The sequence below is a fragment of the Luteitalea pratensis genome, assembly GCF_001618865.1.
In the GTDB taxonomy this organism is placed as follows: Bacteria; Acidobacteriota; Vicinamibacteria; order Vicinamibacterales; family Vicinamibacteraceae; genus Luteitalea; species Luteitalea pratensis.
On record NZ_CP015136.1, the window covers coordinates 6,143,920 to 6,157,861 of the forward strand.

A 13,942-nucleotide genomic window follows, 5' to 3' on the forward strand; every position below is an offset into this window, starting at 1 on the left:
CCGCTGCCCAGGCACTCGACTTTTGCGCGTACATCAAATCCATTTCGCTGGAAGCGCCCGGCGACGAACCGGCTGAGCGGTTCGTCGGAGTTATCGTTCACACGTCCTTCAAGAAGAGCCGTGTCAATGGCTCCAGATGTCAGCGATTGCTCAAGCGCTCGAGTGCGTCGGGGTACCGGGCGCCGTGGACCGGGATCGATGCGGCGGCTCGATCGATGTCGGCAAGGTCTTCGCTGGTGAGCTCAACGTCGGCCGCACCGATGTTCTCTTCAAGGCGATGCCACTTGGTCGTACCCGGAATGGGCACAATCCACGGCTTCTGGGCGAGCAACCAGGCGAGCGCCACTTGTCCGGGCCTGGCCTGCTTTCGTTGAGCAATGCCCTGCAGCACCGCGACGAACGCCTGGTTCGCCGCGCGATTCTCCGGGGAGAAGCGCGGCACGGTATTGCGGAAGTCGTCGCGGTCGAAGGTGGTCGCCTGGTCGATTTGTCCAGTCAGGAAACCCTTGCCGAGCGGGCTGAACGGCACGAACCCGATGCCAAGTTCCTGCGAGGCGCTTTCATACCCCACATGCACTGCGGCGCTACCCGCGTCGAGGTTCTGGTTCAGCATGAATTGCCGTGCTTCCTGTAGCCGTAGCTGCTTCTGGTACTGCAGCGGGCTCACGCCCGTGAGCGGGTAAGCCACTGAGAGGACACGACCTATAAGACGAGACGATCAGGCCATTGCGCAGTCTCCACACTGTCTCCACGCGCTGAGTGAACGTCGGGCGCCAGCAACGGGCGACCGCTTCGAATTCAGGCGCTATTCGCGAACTCCCGCTGCGCCGGGATGAATGGTTCCTTCCCGGCTCCTGGCTCGCTCGACCGCTTCAGGGTGTGACGGGCACCATTCGGGAACGGCTGACGACGTCCCTGTGCGATCAGCTCTCGCGCTTGTGGTGCAGGAGCAGGTCGAGCGCGTCCTGCATCGAGCCGGCGCGGGTGATCTCCCCGGCGTTGATGAACAGGATCTCGTCGGCGTTGGCGATGGTGTTCAGTCGGTGCGCGATGACGACCTTGGTCGTCGACGCCGGCAGGTCGCGCAGGATCCGCTCGAGCAGCTGCTCGGTGACGGTGTCGATGTTGGCCGTCGCCTCGTCGAGGATCAGCAGGTCCGGCTCGCGCAGGACCGCTCGCATGAACGCGACGATCTGCTTCTGGCCCAGGCTCAACCCCTCGCCGGTGGACGTCACTGGCGTCGTCAGGCCGTCCTTGAAGCGCTCGAGCAGCGTGTCGAGGTGCGTCGCGCCGATGCGGGCAGCGAGCTCCTCGTCTGATAGTTTCAGCAGTGACTCGTGGCCGTACACGAGATTGTCGCGTACCGTTCCCGTGAAGAGAAACGGCTCCTGCAGGATGAAGCCGATGCGCGCCGCGCGTTCCGTGGCGGTGAAGCTGCGGATGTCACGGCCGTCCAGCAAAACGCGGCCTCCGTCCGGATCGTACAGGCGCGCCATCAGCAGCGCGGTCGTGGTCTTGCCGCCGCCAGTCGGTCCCACAAGAGCGTAGGTCCGTCCACGATCGAACGCGAAGGTCGCGTCGCGCAGGACGGGGGAGCCCGCCACGTAGCCGAACGTCACGTGCTCGAACGAGATCAGGGGGCCGGCGACTGCCTCGGCGGCCGGCGCCTGCGGCATGTTGCCCTGCAGCGACAGGACCGCGGAGATGCGATCGAGGCTGGCGAGCGCGAGTTGGAACGACGACCAGAGGGCCGCGAGCTGACGCAGCGGCATGTAGAAGCTGTTCACGTACAGGAGAAAGCCGATCAGCAGGCCGACGGTGAACTGTCCGGCCGAAATCAGGTGAAAGCCATACGCGATGACCACGACCTGCGCGGCGTTCAGCGCGAGGCCGTAGAGTGGAAGGAGCATGGTGTTGGCGATGCCGGCGGCGATCGACGCGCTGTAGTTGCGGTCGTTGGCCGCTGCGAATTGCCGCTCGAAGTAGTCCACGCGGTTGAACGCCAGGATCACGCGGAAGTTGCTCACGCTCTCCTGGACCTCGCCGCTCAAGGCGCCGAGCGCCTGCAGGCTGCCGAGGTTCTTCCGCTTCATCCAGTCGGCGGTGAGGCGGGTGATCGCCAGTACCGCCATCGCTGGCGCGAGCGCGGCCAGCCCAAGCCGCAGGTTGAGTGAGAGCAGGAAGACGCCGGCGCCGATCATCACGATGACGTTCGCCGCGAACTGGACGAGCGCCTGCGAGAAGAACTGGTTCAGCTTGTCGGTGTCGTTGTTGATCCGCGAGATCAGATCGCCGGCCTTGTTCTGGTTGAAGAACTCGAGCGGCAGGTCCTGCAGCTTGGTGAACAGCGTATTCCGCAGATTGAACAGCACGAAGCGCCCGACCCGCCCCATCTGCTGGGTCTGGACATAGGTGGCGACGAGGCCAGTCAGATAGGCGAGCAGCAGCAGCACCGCCGCGATCACCACGCCGCGGAAGTCGCGGTTCCGGATCGAGTGGTCGACAGTGCGTCCAATGATCATCGGTCCAAGCAGACCCATGATCGACCCTACAATCGTCGCGGCGAAGGCTGCGAACAGGCGGCGATGCTGGTCGGACAGCACGGGCGCCAGGCGACGCAGCGCGCCGAGGACCGACGGGCTCGCGATCTCGTGCGCGGTGCTAAGCCTGTACGGACTCGTAATGGCTGGTGCTTCGCTGGGACTCATAGATCTGTACGTACTCCGGACAACTGGCCAACAGGTCCTGGTGCGTGCCCATGGCCAGTACTTCCCCCTCCATCAGCAGGACGATCTGCTCGTAGTCCTCGATCGGCGCGATCTTCTGCGTCACCGACACGAGCGTCAGGCCGGGGTACTGCTGTCGCACGTTCGCGAGGATCTTGCGCTCGGTGGTGACGTCGACCCGCGCAGTGAAGTCGTCGAGCAGCAGGATCCGCGGGTTGAGCGCCAGCGCCCTTGCCAGCATGATGCGCTGCTTCTGGCCGCCCGACAGGCTGGTGCCGCGCTCGGCGACGACCGTGTCGAGGCCGGCCGGCAGCGACCGGACGAACTCGGCGAGCTCGGCCGCGGCGATCGCCTTGTCGAGATCGGCGTCGCTGACCGTCTTGCTGAACCCGATGTTCTCGCGCAGTGTCAGGTTGAACATCGTGGCGTCCTGGAAGACCAGGGCCACCTGCTGGTGCAGTGTCGTCTTGTCGTAATCTTCGATGTTCCGGCCGTCGTACTCGACCGTACCGGAGGTGGGCGCGACGAGTCCGGTGAGCAGGTAGAGCAGCTGCGTCTTGCCTGCCGCCGTCGGGCCGATGATGGCGGTGCGCGTCCCCGCCTTGATGCGCAGGGACACGTCCTTCAGGCTGTCCGTCTCGCCGAACGTCAGCGTTACCCGCGCGAGCGCGATCTCGCCCCGCAGGTCCGCGACGAGGGTGCCGCGGGCCTTGGCAGACGACGCCGCGAGCACCATTCCGATCCGCATGTACGACGCGCTCGACTGCGCGATGACGTTGCTCATGAAGCCGATCATGATGACCGGGAAGATCAGGATCGCGAGGTAGCTGTTGAAGGCCGTGAACTCGCCGAGCGTCATCGATCCGACGATGACGAACCGCCCGCCGAAGATCAGGATCGTCAGCGTGGCGACGTTGGTACAGAAGATGACGATAGGAATCAGCCACGCGAAGAGGCGCAGGATCCGCAGACTGATGTCGCGCGCGTGGGTGTTGGCGACCATGAACCGGTCGTATTCGTAGGCCTGCGAGTTGAGCAGCCGAACCAGCGCCGCGCCGAGGATGCTCTCGCTGATGACCTTGTTGAGCGCATCGACGGCCCCCTGCGCCGTGGCGAACAGCGCGCGCACCCGCCTGAGCACCGCCTGGAACGTGAAGCCGATCACCGGCAGGACCGCAATCACCGCGAGCCCGAGCTTCCAGTTGATCGAAAGGAGCAGCGCGCTCGCGCCGGCGATCAGGAACACCGATGCGACGATCGATCCCACCGCCTGGGCGACAAACAGCTTCACCGCGTCGACGTCGGACGTCAGGTTGGTCAGCAGCCTGGCCGTCGTCACCTGCTGGATGTAGGCGAGCGACTGCGTCGCCAGCTTGGCCGCGATCCTGGTGCGCAGGTCCCGCGCGACGCGTTCGGCGGCAACGGTCTGCGCGATGTTCTGCAGGTACGAGAAGACGAAGACGCCGATCGCGACGGCGGCGAACTCGAGGATGAGCGCGTCCGGCACGACCCGACTCGCTGCGAAGGTATCGATGCCGCGCGCCAGCAGCTTCGGGACCACCAGGCTGAGCGCATTGCCGCCAATCGTCAGGCACACGATGCCCGCAACGAGAGGGCGATACGGCGTGAGGAGCGCGGTGAGCGTCGAGCCTGCCGGCCGGGCGGGTTTCTTCCCGGCTTCAGCGGCCGCGCGGGTCGGATCGGCCAAGAACTCGCTAGTGTCTCATACCGGCCATGTTCTGCGGCGCTCAGACTGGCGCTTCGCTACTCCGCCCGCAGCGCCTCGATGGGTTGGATCCGGGTGACACGACGCGCCGGCAGATAGCTGGCCATCGCCGCCGCTACGAGCAGTCCGACCCCGACCGCCGCGTACGTCAACGGATCGAGCGGCTTCACCTCGAAGAGCAACGCCGACATGAGTCGGGACAGCGGCACGGCGGCGACGAGTCCGGCGGCGGCACCGACGCCCGCCCACGTCAGCCCGTAGCCGACGAACATGAGCTGCACACTGCCCTGCTGGGCGCCGATCGCCATGCGGATGCCAATCTCGCGCGTCCGCTGCGACACCGTGTACGAAATCAACGCGTAGATGCCCACCACGGCGAGCAGCAGAGCCATGGCGCCGCTGATGCCGAGCAGCGTGAGCGTGAGGGCGGTACGCGCCATCGACCGCTCGTAGACCTCCTGCATCGACCGCATCTGCGTGATCGGCGCGCCCGCGCTCTGCTCCGCGACGGCGCGGCGGATCTCGGCCACAAAGCTGCCCGTGCCCGCGCGCGCACTGCGAAGCATGTACGACGCCGCGCGGGTGTCGCGGAGGGGCCAGTAGACCGTCGAGGGTGCCCGACGGTCGACGCCGTCGTGACGGATGTCGGCAACCACGCCGACCACCTGACTCCACGGATCGTTGGGGTTGGATCGAATCTGCTTGCCGATGGCGGCCGCGGCCGATCCCCAGTACTCGCGCGCGAAGTTCTCGCTGATCAGCACCACGTCGCGCTTCGCGTGAATGTCGGTCCAGGCAAACTCGCGGCCGGCGACGACCCGCGTCCCCAATACCTCGAACGTACCCGGCGCCGCTCGGATGAACCGGCGCAGTGCCGGGATCGTGTCGGCGGCATAGGTGTGGTCGCTGGCGAAGATCGGGTCGTTGCTGTCACCCCCGCCCATCGGCAGCGCGTCGATCAACCCGGCGGAAGAGACGCCGGGCAGACTCGCCAGGCGCTCGACGAGCGCCTGATGCGCGACCATCAACGACGCATCGTCGGCGGCGACCTCGCGCGGGATCGCGATACGCAGCGTCTGGAGCGTGGCCGGGTCGGTGAACCCGGGCTGCACGCGCCGCATCGACTGGTAGGTCCGGAGCATCAGGCCGGATCCGATCAGCAGCACCACGGCCAGCGCCACCTGGACTACCGCCAGCGTGTTGCGGGTCACGTTGCGGTCGCGACCGGCGGTCCCACCACGGCCGCCAGCCTTCAACGCCTCGCTCAGCCGGACACGGCTCCACTTGAGCACCGGCAGCGCGCCAAACATGAACCCGGCAGCGATCGAAACGACCAGCGTGAACACGATCGTCGCGGCATCGACGCCGATCAGATCGAGGCGCGGTAGCCGCGCCGGCGCTAGCCCCGGAGCCGCCCGCAGGCCGAGAGCGGCCAGGCCCAGCCCGATAGCGCCGCCAATCAGGCCGAGCAGGAGACTCTCGGCCAGCACGTCGCGCGCCAGGCGACCGCGGCTCGCACCGATGGCGGCACGCACCGCGAATTCCTGGGCACGCCCTTCGGTCCGCACGAGCAGCAGGTTGGCCACGTTCGCGCAGGCAATGAGCAGGACGATGCCGATGGTCGCCGTCACCACCCACAGGCTCTTGCCGAGATCTCCGACGAGATCATCGACGAGCGGGCGGACCTTGGGCGCGAGGCGTGCGTCTTCCATCATCCCGAGGGTCATCCCCTGGGGCGGCGGGAACTTGCCGAACGCGACGCGGATCATGCGTGCCACATCCGCGTTGACGCCTGCGATGTCGACGCCAGGGCGCAGGCGGCCGATCGCCTGGTTGTTGTAGCCCGCCAGCCGGACGTTGGCCCGGTTGAAGCGCAGCGGCAGCACGAGATCGTGCGGGGCGTCCATGAACCAGAAGCCCTTCGGGAGCACGCCGATGATCTCGCGACGCATGCCGTCCACGGTGATCAAGCGGCCGACGACGTTCGTGTCGCCTCCGAACTGGCGTTGCCAGTAGCCGTGGCTCAGCATGACGACTTCCGGGCTGCCGTCCTGGTCGTCTCGCTCGGAGAATGGCCGGCCGATCGTCGGCTGCACCCCGAGGAGGGGCAGCAGGCGGTGGGTCGCGATCAGGGAATCGAGGCGCTCGGGCTGGGCAAGACCGGTGATGGTGACGGCGGCGCGGTTCCAGAGTGCGACGTCGGCCAGCGTCCGCGACTCCTCGCGGTAGGTGATGTAGTCGGCGAGCGACGCATTGAGGTCGCCGATGTCGACGCCGGGCGCTGTTTGCCAGAGACCCACCAGGCGGTCGGCCTCGAAGAACGGCAGCGGCTTGAGGAGGACCGTGTTGACGATGCTGAAGATCGCGACATTCGCGCCGATCCCCAACGCCAGGGTCAGCACGGTGGCGAGCGTGAACATCGGCGTGCGGACCAGTCGGCGGGTGGCGTGGCGCACGTCGCGCATCAGTTCCATCATCGAAAGCGTCCCATGGACGTACACTTACGGCCCCGTGACTGACATGGTTCCGGAGGGGCGCGCCACATTCGCAGCACCTAGCTGTCGAATCCCCGCAGGTAAGGCGTGCTCGGCGGCCGCGCGCCCGTGCTGAACTGCGCGCCCCGGGTCGACCGGTAGGTCATGTCCATGAAGGGCGTCTCGATGCGACGTCCGATCGCCGAGTAGCGGCCATTCTCCCAGTTCGATTCCATGTTGTTCGCCACAATCCCGGTCGACAGCAGCAGTCGCTCCGCATTGAATGGCTCCTTGCGCGTCACCATCGTCTCGGTGATCCAATGCGGCTGGGCGTTCGAGGCGTGGTACTGGTCGAATGGGCCAGGCCAGCCGAGCATCGAGATCACGGTCGCGTCTTTCTGCCCGTCGATCTCGCCGGCGTAGCTCCATCCGGAACCTCGAGCGGAATAGACCGCCGCTTTCGTCCCATCGCGATACTCCACGACACAGACGTTCGGCGCGTTGATCTCCTTGAAATGCCCCGGCTTCAACTCGAGCCGCGTCCGCACCGACTCGAGCAGGGCGCCAGCCCACCGATTGCGCTCGGTCCAGCGCCATGTCTCCGGACCTCGAATGCACTGCACCGCCCTGACGCCCGTTTCCCCGCCCTTGCGACGTTCGGCGAACGCCTGGAGCACGTCGACACAGTGGAACAGCGCACCCTCATCGGCCGCGCCGCCGACTACGACCGAGTTCCGGATGGGCGTATCGGCATCGAGCTCGATCTCGGGCTTGCGGAAGTAGACCGGAATGGATGAACCGCCGGTCAAGGCGAAGTTCAGCTCACGGGATTTGTCGAACATCCACTTCGCTTCGTCCCAACTGTAGGAGAGATGCTTGTCGTTGAAGACCGGAACCGAGCGCTTGCTCTGCTCGAACACTCTCACGACCTGCTGATAGATCCACCAGCGTGGCAAGAGCCACTGCCCTTTGAGGTTGGTTGGATACTCGCCGTGTTCTCCGACGATGACAACGCCATCGACCGCAAGTTCCTTCCCCCCGAGCATGACGGCTTCACCGACGGTGTTGAAGATCGGGATGCCTTTCGATTTGCATACTTTCTGACCCAATCCGCTTTCTTCACGCTGATGGATGTAAACCGACACAACATCCACCCGCGAAGGCGTGTGGGCGCCCTGCCACCAATAGCCGTCCAACAGCTTGGTGACGATCCAGTCCGCGTGCGATCTCGTCGCACCCCAGTAGCTGACGAGACAGGCGATACGAGGTCGCTTTTGCGTAGTCTGGGCAACGGCACCGGAGGCGATGCCGGTCAACGCCGCCAGGCCGGCCATACCGGTCGTTGCCAGCATTTCACGTCGGGTAAAGACAGGATCGATTGGGTTGGTGAGTGTGTTTGCCATGGATGTCTGAAGATGTGAGGCGTGACTATCCCGGAGTGCTCGTCACCTGCCGGAACACGCGCATCAGGTTGCCGCCCAGGAACTTCCTGATGCGGTCCTTCGAGTAGCCACGGCGCAGCATCGCGTCGGTGATCATCGCCAGGTCCCGGACGTCGCGCATGTGCCGCGCGGGCGTCGGGCCGCCGTCGAAGTCGCTGCCGAGCGCGACGTGGTCCTCGCCGGCCACCTGGATGGCGCGGTCCACGACGCCGACCCACTCATCCACCGACATCAGCAGGTCGTCCGGCGTGACGGGGCCGACCATCGGAAACAGCGATGCGACCCGTCGGTCGATCTCGTGGATGGAAAGCCGGGCCTTCTCTTCCGCGACCTCGGACGTGTCCCAGAAGGGCCGCCCGGCCTGCTTGGACAACCACTCGAACTGCCGACGGTTGTGAAACGCATTGCCGATGTGGAACCCGATCACGCCCCCTTTGGCCGCGAGCTTCTTCAGGAGGTCGTCGGGCATGTTGCGGGGGATGTCATTCAGACTGCGCAGCCCGTGGTGGGTGGCGACGATCGGCTGGGTGCTCACCTCCAGCGCCTGCGCCAGCGTCTCGTCGGACGCGTGCGAGACGTTGATGACCATGCCGAGCCGGTTCATCTCGCGGACGACCGCCCGGCCGTGTTCGGTGAGCCCGTGCCAGCGAGCCGGCGCGCAGCAGGAGTCGGCGTACTCGTTCCCCCAGTTGTGCGCGGGGAGTTGCACGACCCGGAGCCCCAGCCGGTGGAGCGACCGCAGCACGTGGAGGTCGCCGTCGAGATCGAAGCTGCCCTCGAGATCGAGGACGGCGGCCATTTTCCCCGCCCGGTTGATCCGCTCGATGTCGGAGGCATTGAGCGCGAGCTCCACGACCTCGCGGTTCTGCGTGAGCTGATCGATCGCCATGTTCATCAGGCGGAGCGTCTGCTTCGTCTCGTACCGCGCGGGGTAGTACTGCTCCATCACGAAGAGCGTCATGAAGAAGGCGTCGACGCCTCCTTCCTTCATGCGCGGCAGGTCCACCTGACCATCGGAAAGGCGATCCCCGATGTTCCCACCCAGGTGGAGTTGGCGGTTGATCATGTGAACGTGCCCGTCGAAGACGAAGGCGTCCTGGTGCAGCCGGCGGGCTTCCTCCGACACCCGGGGCGCCTCCTGCGCCAGTGCGGACACGAGCAGGAGGAATGGAACGGCCGCGGCAACGAACTGGGATCTCATTGGAGTCTCTCTCTTGCGCGCTGGAAGACGTCGTTGAGTGGTGCCCGGTACCCGCGGGCTCCAACTCCACTGACGAGAGCGCCTGTGGGCCGGCTCCGCTGCGACCGCCGGTTCGGCGCCCACTCGCGCGGCCCGGTTCAGTGCCGCTTGATCTCGAACGCCAAGGAATGGACCTCGGTATCCCCGATGTTTTCCAACGCGTGAGTCAACGCTTTGCGCCAATACACGTCGCCGGCCTTTCCGATGCTCTGCGTCACCGCTCCGTCAGCCGAGGTCACCCTGATCGTGCTGTCGTTGAAGCCATAGACGACTCCCTCAGGGTGGGAATGCAGTTGCTCCTTCTCGCCGGGTTTGAGCCGGTACTCGAGCACCCGCACCTCGTCGTTCTCGAGCAGAACCTTGTAGTACTGGGGCCCTTGCTTCAGCGGGTCCTGCCTGGCAGGCCCTGGCGATGACACGGCGGCCGCGCCGCCGGTCAGAAGGCTGCCGATGACCACGCCGGCGATCAGGTACAGCATCCGGTTCATGAGGTATCTCCGTCCTTGTTGCGACGTGCCAACAGCGACAGTCGCAGCCGGAAGCGCGATGTACCCGTTGGCAGAGGTTGGAGGTGGGGCGGGAGACGCGCCCGGGCGTCTCCGCGCCGGGATCAGCGGCGGCCGCCGCCACCCCGGCCGCCGCCACGTGGGCCCTGCCCGCCGCCAGTGCCCGGCTGGTGCTGGCCACCGGGCCCGGTGCCCTCGTGCGGGCCCTTGCCGCCACTCGGGGGGCCGCCGGGCCGGGTGCCCTCGTGCGGGCCCATGCCGCCATTCGGAGGGCCTTCGGGCCGCTGGCCGCCTGCGCCGCCGGGGTTGCGCGGACGCTGCCCGCTGGGTTGGGCTGCCGTCCGAACCGCGCTGGCCAGGACGGCGGTACTCGCAATTCCGCCAACCAGGAGCCGGCGCAGCAGTGCGCGGCGGTTCGGGCGAGACACTCGAGACATGGTGTTTCCTTCGAAATGGGAGAGGCTCGTTGGCATCGACTCCGATTGAGCATAGGCCATCTCGACCGGGGCATCGGTGAAAAGACAGTGATTGCCTGGCGTCGAGCGCCGTTGGGCCGCGACGGGCCGGATGGCGCCCACCTTGCCGGGACCGCTTTGGCGGCTATCATCGGCATTCCAGGTTGCGTTCCGTCCGGTCAATGCTCGAAACGTGGGGGCTGTGGCATGAAGATCACCGTACTTATCGCCTGTATTCTCGCCGGCGCCGTCATCAGCGCTCAACAGACTCAAACTCCACCGGCGCAGCCGCCGCCATCGCCGACGGGCTACCAGGACACGCCGATGCAGCCCAATGGCAAGTGGCACATCCACGACGGCACGCGGCCGCAGCCGCGCGTCGTGACGCCCGGGCCCCTCGTGTCGCTGGCGCCGCCATCGGACGCCATCGTGCTGCTTGGGAGCGGTCAGGATCTCGGTCGCTGGCAGATGACGCAGGGGGGCGGTCCGGTAAGCTGGCCGATCGAAAGCGGCGTGCTCTCGAGCGGCAAGGGGATGATCCGCACGACGCAGGCCGATTTCGCCGACTACCAGCTCCACATCGAGTTCGCGACCCCGTCAGAGGTGAAGGGGAACAGCCAGGGACGCGGCAACAGCGGCGTCTTCCTGAACGGCGTGTTCGAGATCCAGGTGCTGGACAGCTTCGAGAACATCACCTATCCGGACGGCCAGGCATCCGCGATGTACGGCCAGTTCCCGCCGATGGTGAACGCGTCGCGCAAGCCCGGCGAGTGGCAGTCCTACGACATCGTCTTCACCAGCCCGCGGTTCAACGGCACGACGCTGGAAAAGCCGGCGATTGTGACCGTGCTCCACAACGGCGTCACCGTCCACGCGGCCCAGGCGTTTCTCGGACCGACCTCTCACAAGCAGATTGGCAAGTACGAACCGTCACACGCGAAGGGCTACATCGGCCTCCAGGATCACGGCAATCCGGTCCGGTTCCGCAATATCTGGATCCGCCCGCTCGTCGAAGCGCAGTAACGATCCAGGACCATGGCGGTCGACGCCTGTCGACGGGCGCAGCCTGCCCGGGGGCATCAGCCGTTCGTGCGTCCAATGATCTCCGAAGCCGGGCGCAGAAGACTGGCCATGGAATCGGTCGCCGGCCTGGTCGTGAGCAGGACGAAGGTCGTAGCCGTGGCCGGATCATGCCAGGCCATCGTCCCGGTCGACCCGAAGTGCCCGAACGTCTCCGCGGAGCACGTCCGGCCGAACGCCCCCGGCTCGCGCTGCCAGCCGAGACCAAAGCGTGGCCGCAGCGTGCCTGTCTGGATCGCGCGCATCTCACGTCGTGTGGCTGGCGCCAACACCTCGCCAGCGGGGGAAGCGAAGGCGTCCAGGAACGCCCCGAGATCGCGCGCAGTGGCATGCGCGCCGCCCCATGGGGCTCCGAGGTTTCGCCAGTACGGGCTGTTCCAGTCCCAATCGCCGCGGTCGGCTTCCGGCACCTGGCACTGGGCGGTCTCCGCGATCGGTCGATCGCCCAGGCCCAACGACGTTTGCCGCATCCCCAGTGGGTGAAAAATGGTCCGCGCCATGAATCCCGGCATCGGCTCGCCGCTGACCTTCTCGGCGATCGCCGCGCCCAGGAGGATGCCCATGCTCTGGTAGCTGACTTTCGTCCCGGGTCGGAAAAGCAGCGGCGTCCGGCAGGTTCGAGCCACGAACTCTGACAGGGGCGCGTGCCGACGGCGCAGTTCGGGGTTGTCCGGGAGCATGTCGGGCAGTCCCGACGTGTGCGTGAGGAGGTGACCGATGGTGACCTCGCCGCGTTGGCCGCCGCGGAACTCCGGCAGATACGTGCTCACCGCATCGCTCAACGCCAGCTCGCGCCGATCGCGCAACCACAGCACCCCGGACGCAGTCATCGGCTTGGTTGGTGAGGCGATGAGGAACGGCAGGTCGACGCGTGCTGCACCGAAGGCGCGACTCAGCTCCTGGCCTGCGCGGCGGACGTGCAGCACCGCCGCGGCCACCTCTCCGCTTCGGTCTGCGCATGTATCAACTGGCCCGCCTCTTCGAACCGGCCTTCGAGACCGGACTTCTGCACGGCGACCGGCATTGCCCCTGCCTTCGCGGCGGTTACGACTGGCACGCCACTGGCCACCGCCAGGAAGCGTCGGCGCGTCATGGCTCCCTCCTCCGCCGATATGCGAACAGCCATAAGCGAGTTCCTCGATGCGCCCTTGGCTCCTGGGACCCACAACGCGATCGGCGGGCGCAATCAGGGCACCGAGAATCCTACTCTCGCTTCGGAGCCGCGCTTCTGCGTGCTGACGGTGGAACAAGGGCATTCGCCCGAGTTGGCGATCGTTTGCGCGACTTGCGCCTCTTCGCCGCCTTACATGTGGTCTGCGTTCTGGATCATGACGGTGTCGACGCGACTGGGGCCGCTCGGCAGCCGCTGCAGCGTGGACTTCAGCAGCTCCGTGGTCCGGGGGCGAACCAGGCGAGCAGCGGACAATGCACACGCGTGACCGGCGGATTGGGCGTCGTGACGCCATAGAAATCCTCACTTAAGGTGCGTCGCGATGTTCTCAAGGCAGGGCCAGCGCCTCGTAGAACTGGCAGTGACGCGCGAAGCCCAGCGCCTCGTAGAGATGCAGCGCCGCGTCGTTGTCGGCTCGGACGTTGAGACCGATCGTCTCGACGCCTGCGAGCTCGCCGAGCACCGCGCTCGTGGCCAGACGCCCGAGTCCGAGCCCCCGGCGGTCGCGTCGGGTGTAGACGTTGCCAAGCGCCGCGATACCTTCCTCGCGCGCCAGCAGGTGCGTCCCCGCGGCCGCCACCAGCGCTGTGCCTTCACGGACTCCATGGAACACGCCATCGGCCACCATCGAGGGAAAGAAGAAGTCGGGCGACTCGCCCGAGGACGCCCCGTCGGCGTACAGGGCTTGCAGTGCCGGAACGTCCCCCACCCCCAGGCGGGAGGTGAGCGGGTCCGGAGCCGCCAGGCGACCACCGGTCCACGTCATCCTCCACATCAGTCGCTGTGACGACACCGTCGCATGGCGCGCCACTTCATCCAGTGCAGCGCGTTGCACCTGCAGGTGCACGGACCCGCTCAGAGATTCGAGGGCCTCGCGAACGCTGCCGGGACCCATCGCGAACAAGATGGCCGTACCGTAGTCCCGCACGACGAGCGTCAGGTCCGGTGTGAACCACTCGGTCTTCTGGAACATCGGCGGCGCCAGATCGCCCAGCGCGTACAGGCTCCAGGCGGGGTCTCGACGGAGGATCGTTCGAATCTCGTCCTTGTCGGTCAGGCGGGGCATAGGTCGAAAAGATGCCACAACCAGACGGACACACCACCGAGGCGAGTGTCGATGGG

Annotated in this window: 11 protein-coding genes and 1 pseudogene; 1 reads left to right on the forward strand and 11 read right to left on the reverse strand. The window is 66.4% G+C overall.

The features are described from left to right. Positions 1–139: 139 nt before the first annotated feature. The 8 genes and pseudogenes from LuPra_RS25930 to LuPra_RS32330 all read right to left on the reverse strand — a co-directional run. Positions 140–550, reverse strand: a pseudogene (locus tag LuPra_RS25930) (aldo/keto reductase); the annotation flags it as partial. Positions 551–923: 373 nt separating this feature from the next. Next, positions 924–2,708 carry an ABC transporter ATP-binding protein gene (locus LuPra_RS25935; RefSeq protein WP_110173450.1) on the reverse strand — a complete coding sequence of 595 codons (1,785 nt, stop codon included), beginning with the start codon at positions 2,706–2,708 and terminating at the stop codon, positions 924–926. Further along, a complete protein-coding gene (locus LuPra_RS25940) occupies positions 2,662–4,434 on the reverse strand; it encodes an ABC transporter ATP-binding protein (protein WP_110173451.1) in 1,773 nt (590 codons plus the stop codon). The genes LuPra_RS25935 and LuPra_RS25940 overlap by 47 nt, the downstream gene beginning before the upstream one ends. 56 nt (positions 4,435–4,490) lie before the next feature. Beyond that, positions 4,491–6,917, reverse strand: a complete 2,427-nt coding sequence (locus LuPra_RS25945) for an ABC transporter permease (protein WP_234800556.1) — start codon at positions 6,915–6,917, stop codon at positions 4,491–4,493. Positions 6,918–7,006: 89 nt separating this feature from the next. After that, positions 7,007–8,329 (reverse strand): hypothetical protein, encoded by a 1,323-nt coding sequence (locus LuPra_RS25950; RefSeq protein WP_110173452.1) that lies wholly within the window; start codon positions 8,327–8,329, stop codon positions 7,007–7,009. 25 nt (positions 8,330–8,354) lie between these two features. Further along, entirely contained in the window at positions 8,355–9,569 is a 1,215-nt protein-coding gene (locus LuPra_RS25955) for a dipeptidase (RefSeq protein ID WP_110173453.1), read from the reverse strand. A 137-nt stretch (positions 9,570–9,706) separates the two neighbouring features. Beyond that, positions 9,707–10,096, reverse strand: a complete 390-nt coding sequence (locus LuPra_RS25960) for a cupin domain-containing protein (protein WP_110173454.1) — start codon at positions 10,094–10,096, stop codon at positions 9,707–9,709. A gap of 122 nt (positions 10,097–10,218) precedes the next feature. Next, complete coding sequence (locus LuPra_RS32330; RefSeq protein WP_157899696.1) at positions 10,219–10,551, reverse strand: hypothetical protein; 333 nt, start codon at positions 10,549–10,551, stop codon at positions 10,219–10,221. A gap of 225 nt (positions 10,552–10,776) precedes the next feature. Here LuPra_RS32330 and LuPra_RS25965 point away from each other — a divergent pair, with 225 nt between their 5' ends. Then, positions 10,777–11,592, forward strand: a complete 816-nt coding sequence (locus LuPra_RS25965; protein ID WP_110173455.1) for a 3-keto-disaccharide hydrolase — start codon at positions 10,777–10,779, stop codon at positions 11,590–11,592. A 56-nt stretch (positions 11,593–11,648) separates the two neighbouring features. Here LuPra_RS25965 and LuPra_RS32335 read toward each other — a convergent pair whose 3' ends face one another. The 3 genes from LuPra_RS32335 to LuPra_RS25975 all read right to left on the reverse strand — a co-directional run bounded on the left by LuPra_RS32335 (position 11,649) and on the right by LuPra_RS25975 (position 13,886). Next, positions 11,649–12,575: a serine hydrolase domain-containing protein gene (locus LuPra_RS32335; protein ID WP_157899697.1), complete on the reverse strand. Its 927-nt coding sequence runs from the start codon at positions 12,573–12,575 to the stop codon at positions 11,649–11,651. Next, positions 12,542–12,742 carry a hypothetical protein gene (locus LuPra_RS32340; RefSeq protein ID WP_157899698.1) on the reverse strand — a complete coding sequence of 67 codons (201 nt, stop codon included), beginning with the start codon at positions 12,740–12,742 and terminating at the stop codon, positions 12,542–12,544. Before LuPra_RS32340 ends, LuPra_RS32335 begins: the two co-directional genes overlap by 34 nt. A gap of 406 nt (positions 12,743–13,148) precedes the next feature. Next, positions 13,149–13,886, reverse strand: coding sequence for a GNAT family N-acetyltransferase (locus tag LuPra_RS25975; RefSeq protein WP_157899699.1), 738 nt, complete (start codon positions 13,884–13,886; stop codon positions 13,149–13,151). Positions 13,887–13,942 lie beyond the last annotated feature (56 nt).

Excerpts from the sequence above, each read along its gene's own strand:
- LuPra_RS25965 (WP_110173455.1), top strand. The coding sequence starts at position 10,777 with ATGAAGATCACCGTACTTATCGCCTGTATTCTCGCCGGCGCCGTCATC.
- LuPra_RS25935 (WP_110173450.1), bottom strand. The coding sequence starts at position 2,708 with ATGAGTCCCAGCGAAGCACCAGCCATTACGAGTCCGTACAGGCTTAGC.
- LuPra_RS25950 (WP_110173452.1), bottom strand. The coding sequence starts at position 8,329 with ATGGCAAACACACTCACCAACCCAATCGATCCTGTCTTTACCCGACGT.
- LuPra_RS32330 (WP_157899696.1), bottom strand. The coding sequence starts at position 10,551 with ATGTCTCGAGTGTCTCGCCCGAACCGCCGCGCACTGCTGCGCCGGCTC.
- LuPra_RS25945 (WP_234800556.1), bottom strand. The coding sequence starts at position 6,917 with ATGCGCGACGTGCGCCACGCCACCCGCCGACTGGTCCGCACGCCGATG.
- LuPra_RS32340 (WP_157899698.1), bottom strand. The coding sequence starts at position 12,742 with ATGACGCGCCGACGCTTCCTGGCGGTGGCCAGTGGCGTGCCAGTCGTA.
- LuPra_RS25955 (WP_110173453.1), bottom strand. The coding sequence starts at position 9,569 with ATGAGATCCCAGTTCGTTGCCGCGGCCGTTCCATTCCTCCTGCTCGTG.
- LuPra_RS25975 (WP_157899699.1), bottom strand. The coding sequence starts at position 13,886 with ATGCCCCGCCTGACCGACAAGGACGAGATTCGAACGATCCTCCGTCGA.
- LuPra_RS25960 (WP_110173454.1), bottom strand. The coding sequence starts at position 10,096 with ATGAACCGGATGCTGTACCTGATCGCCGGCGTGGTCATCGGCAGCCTT.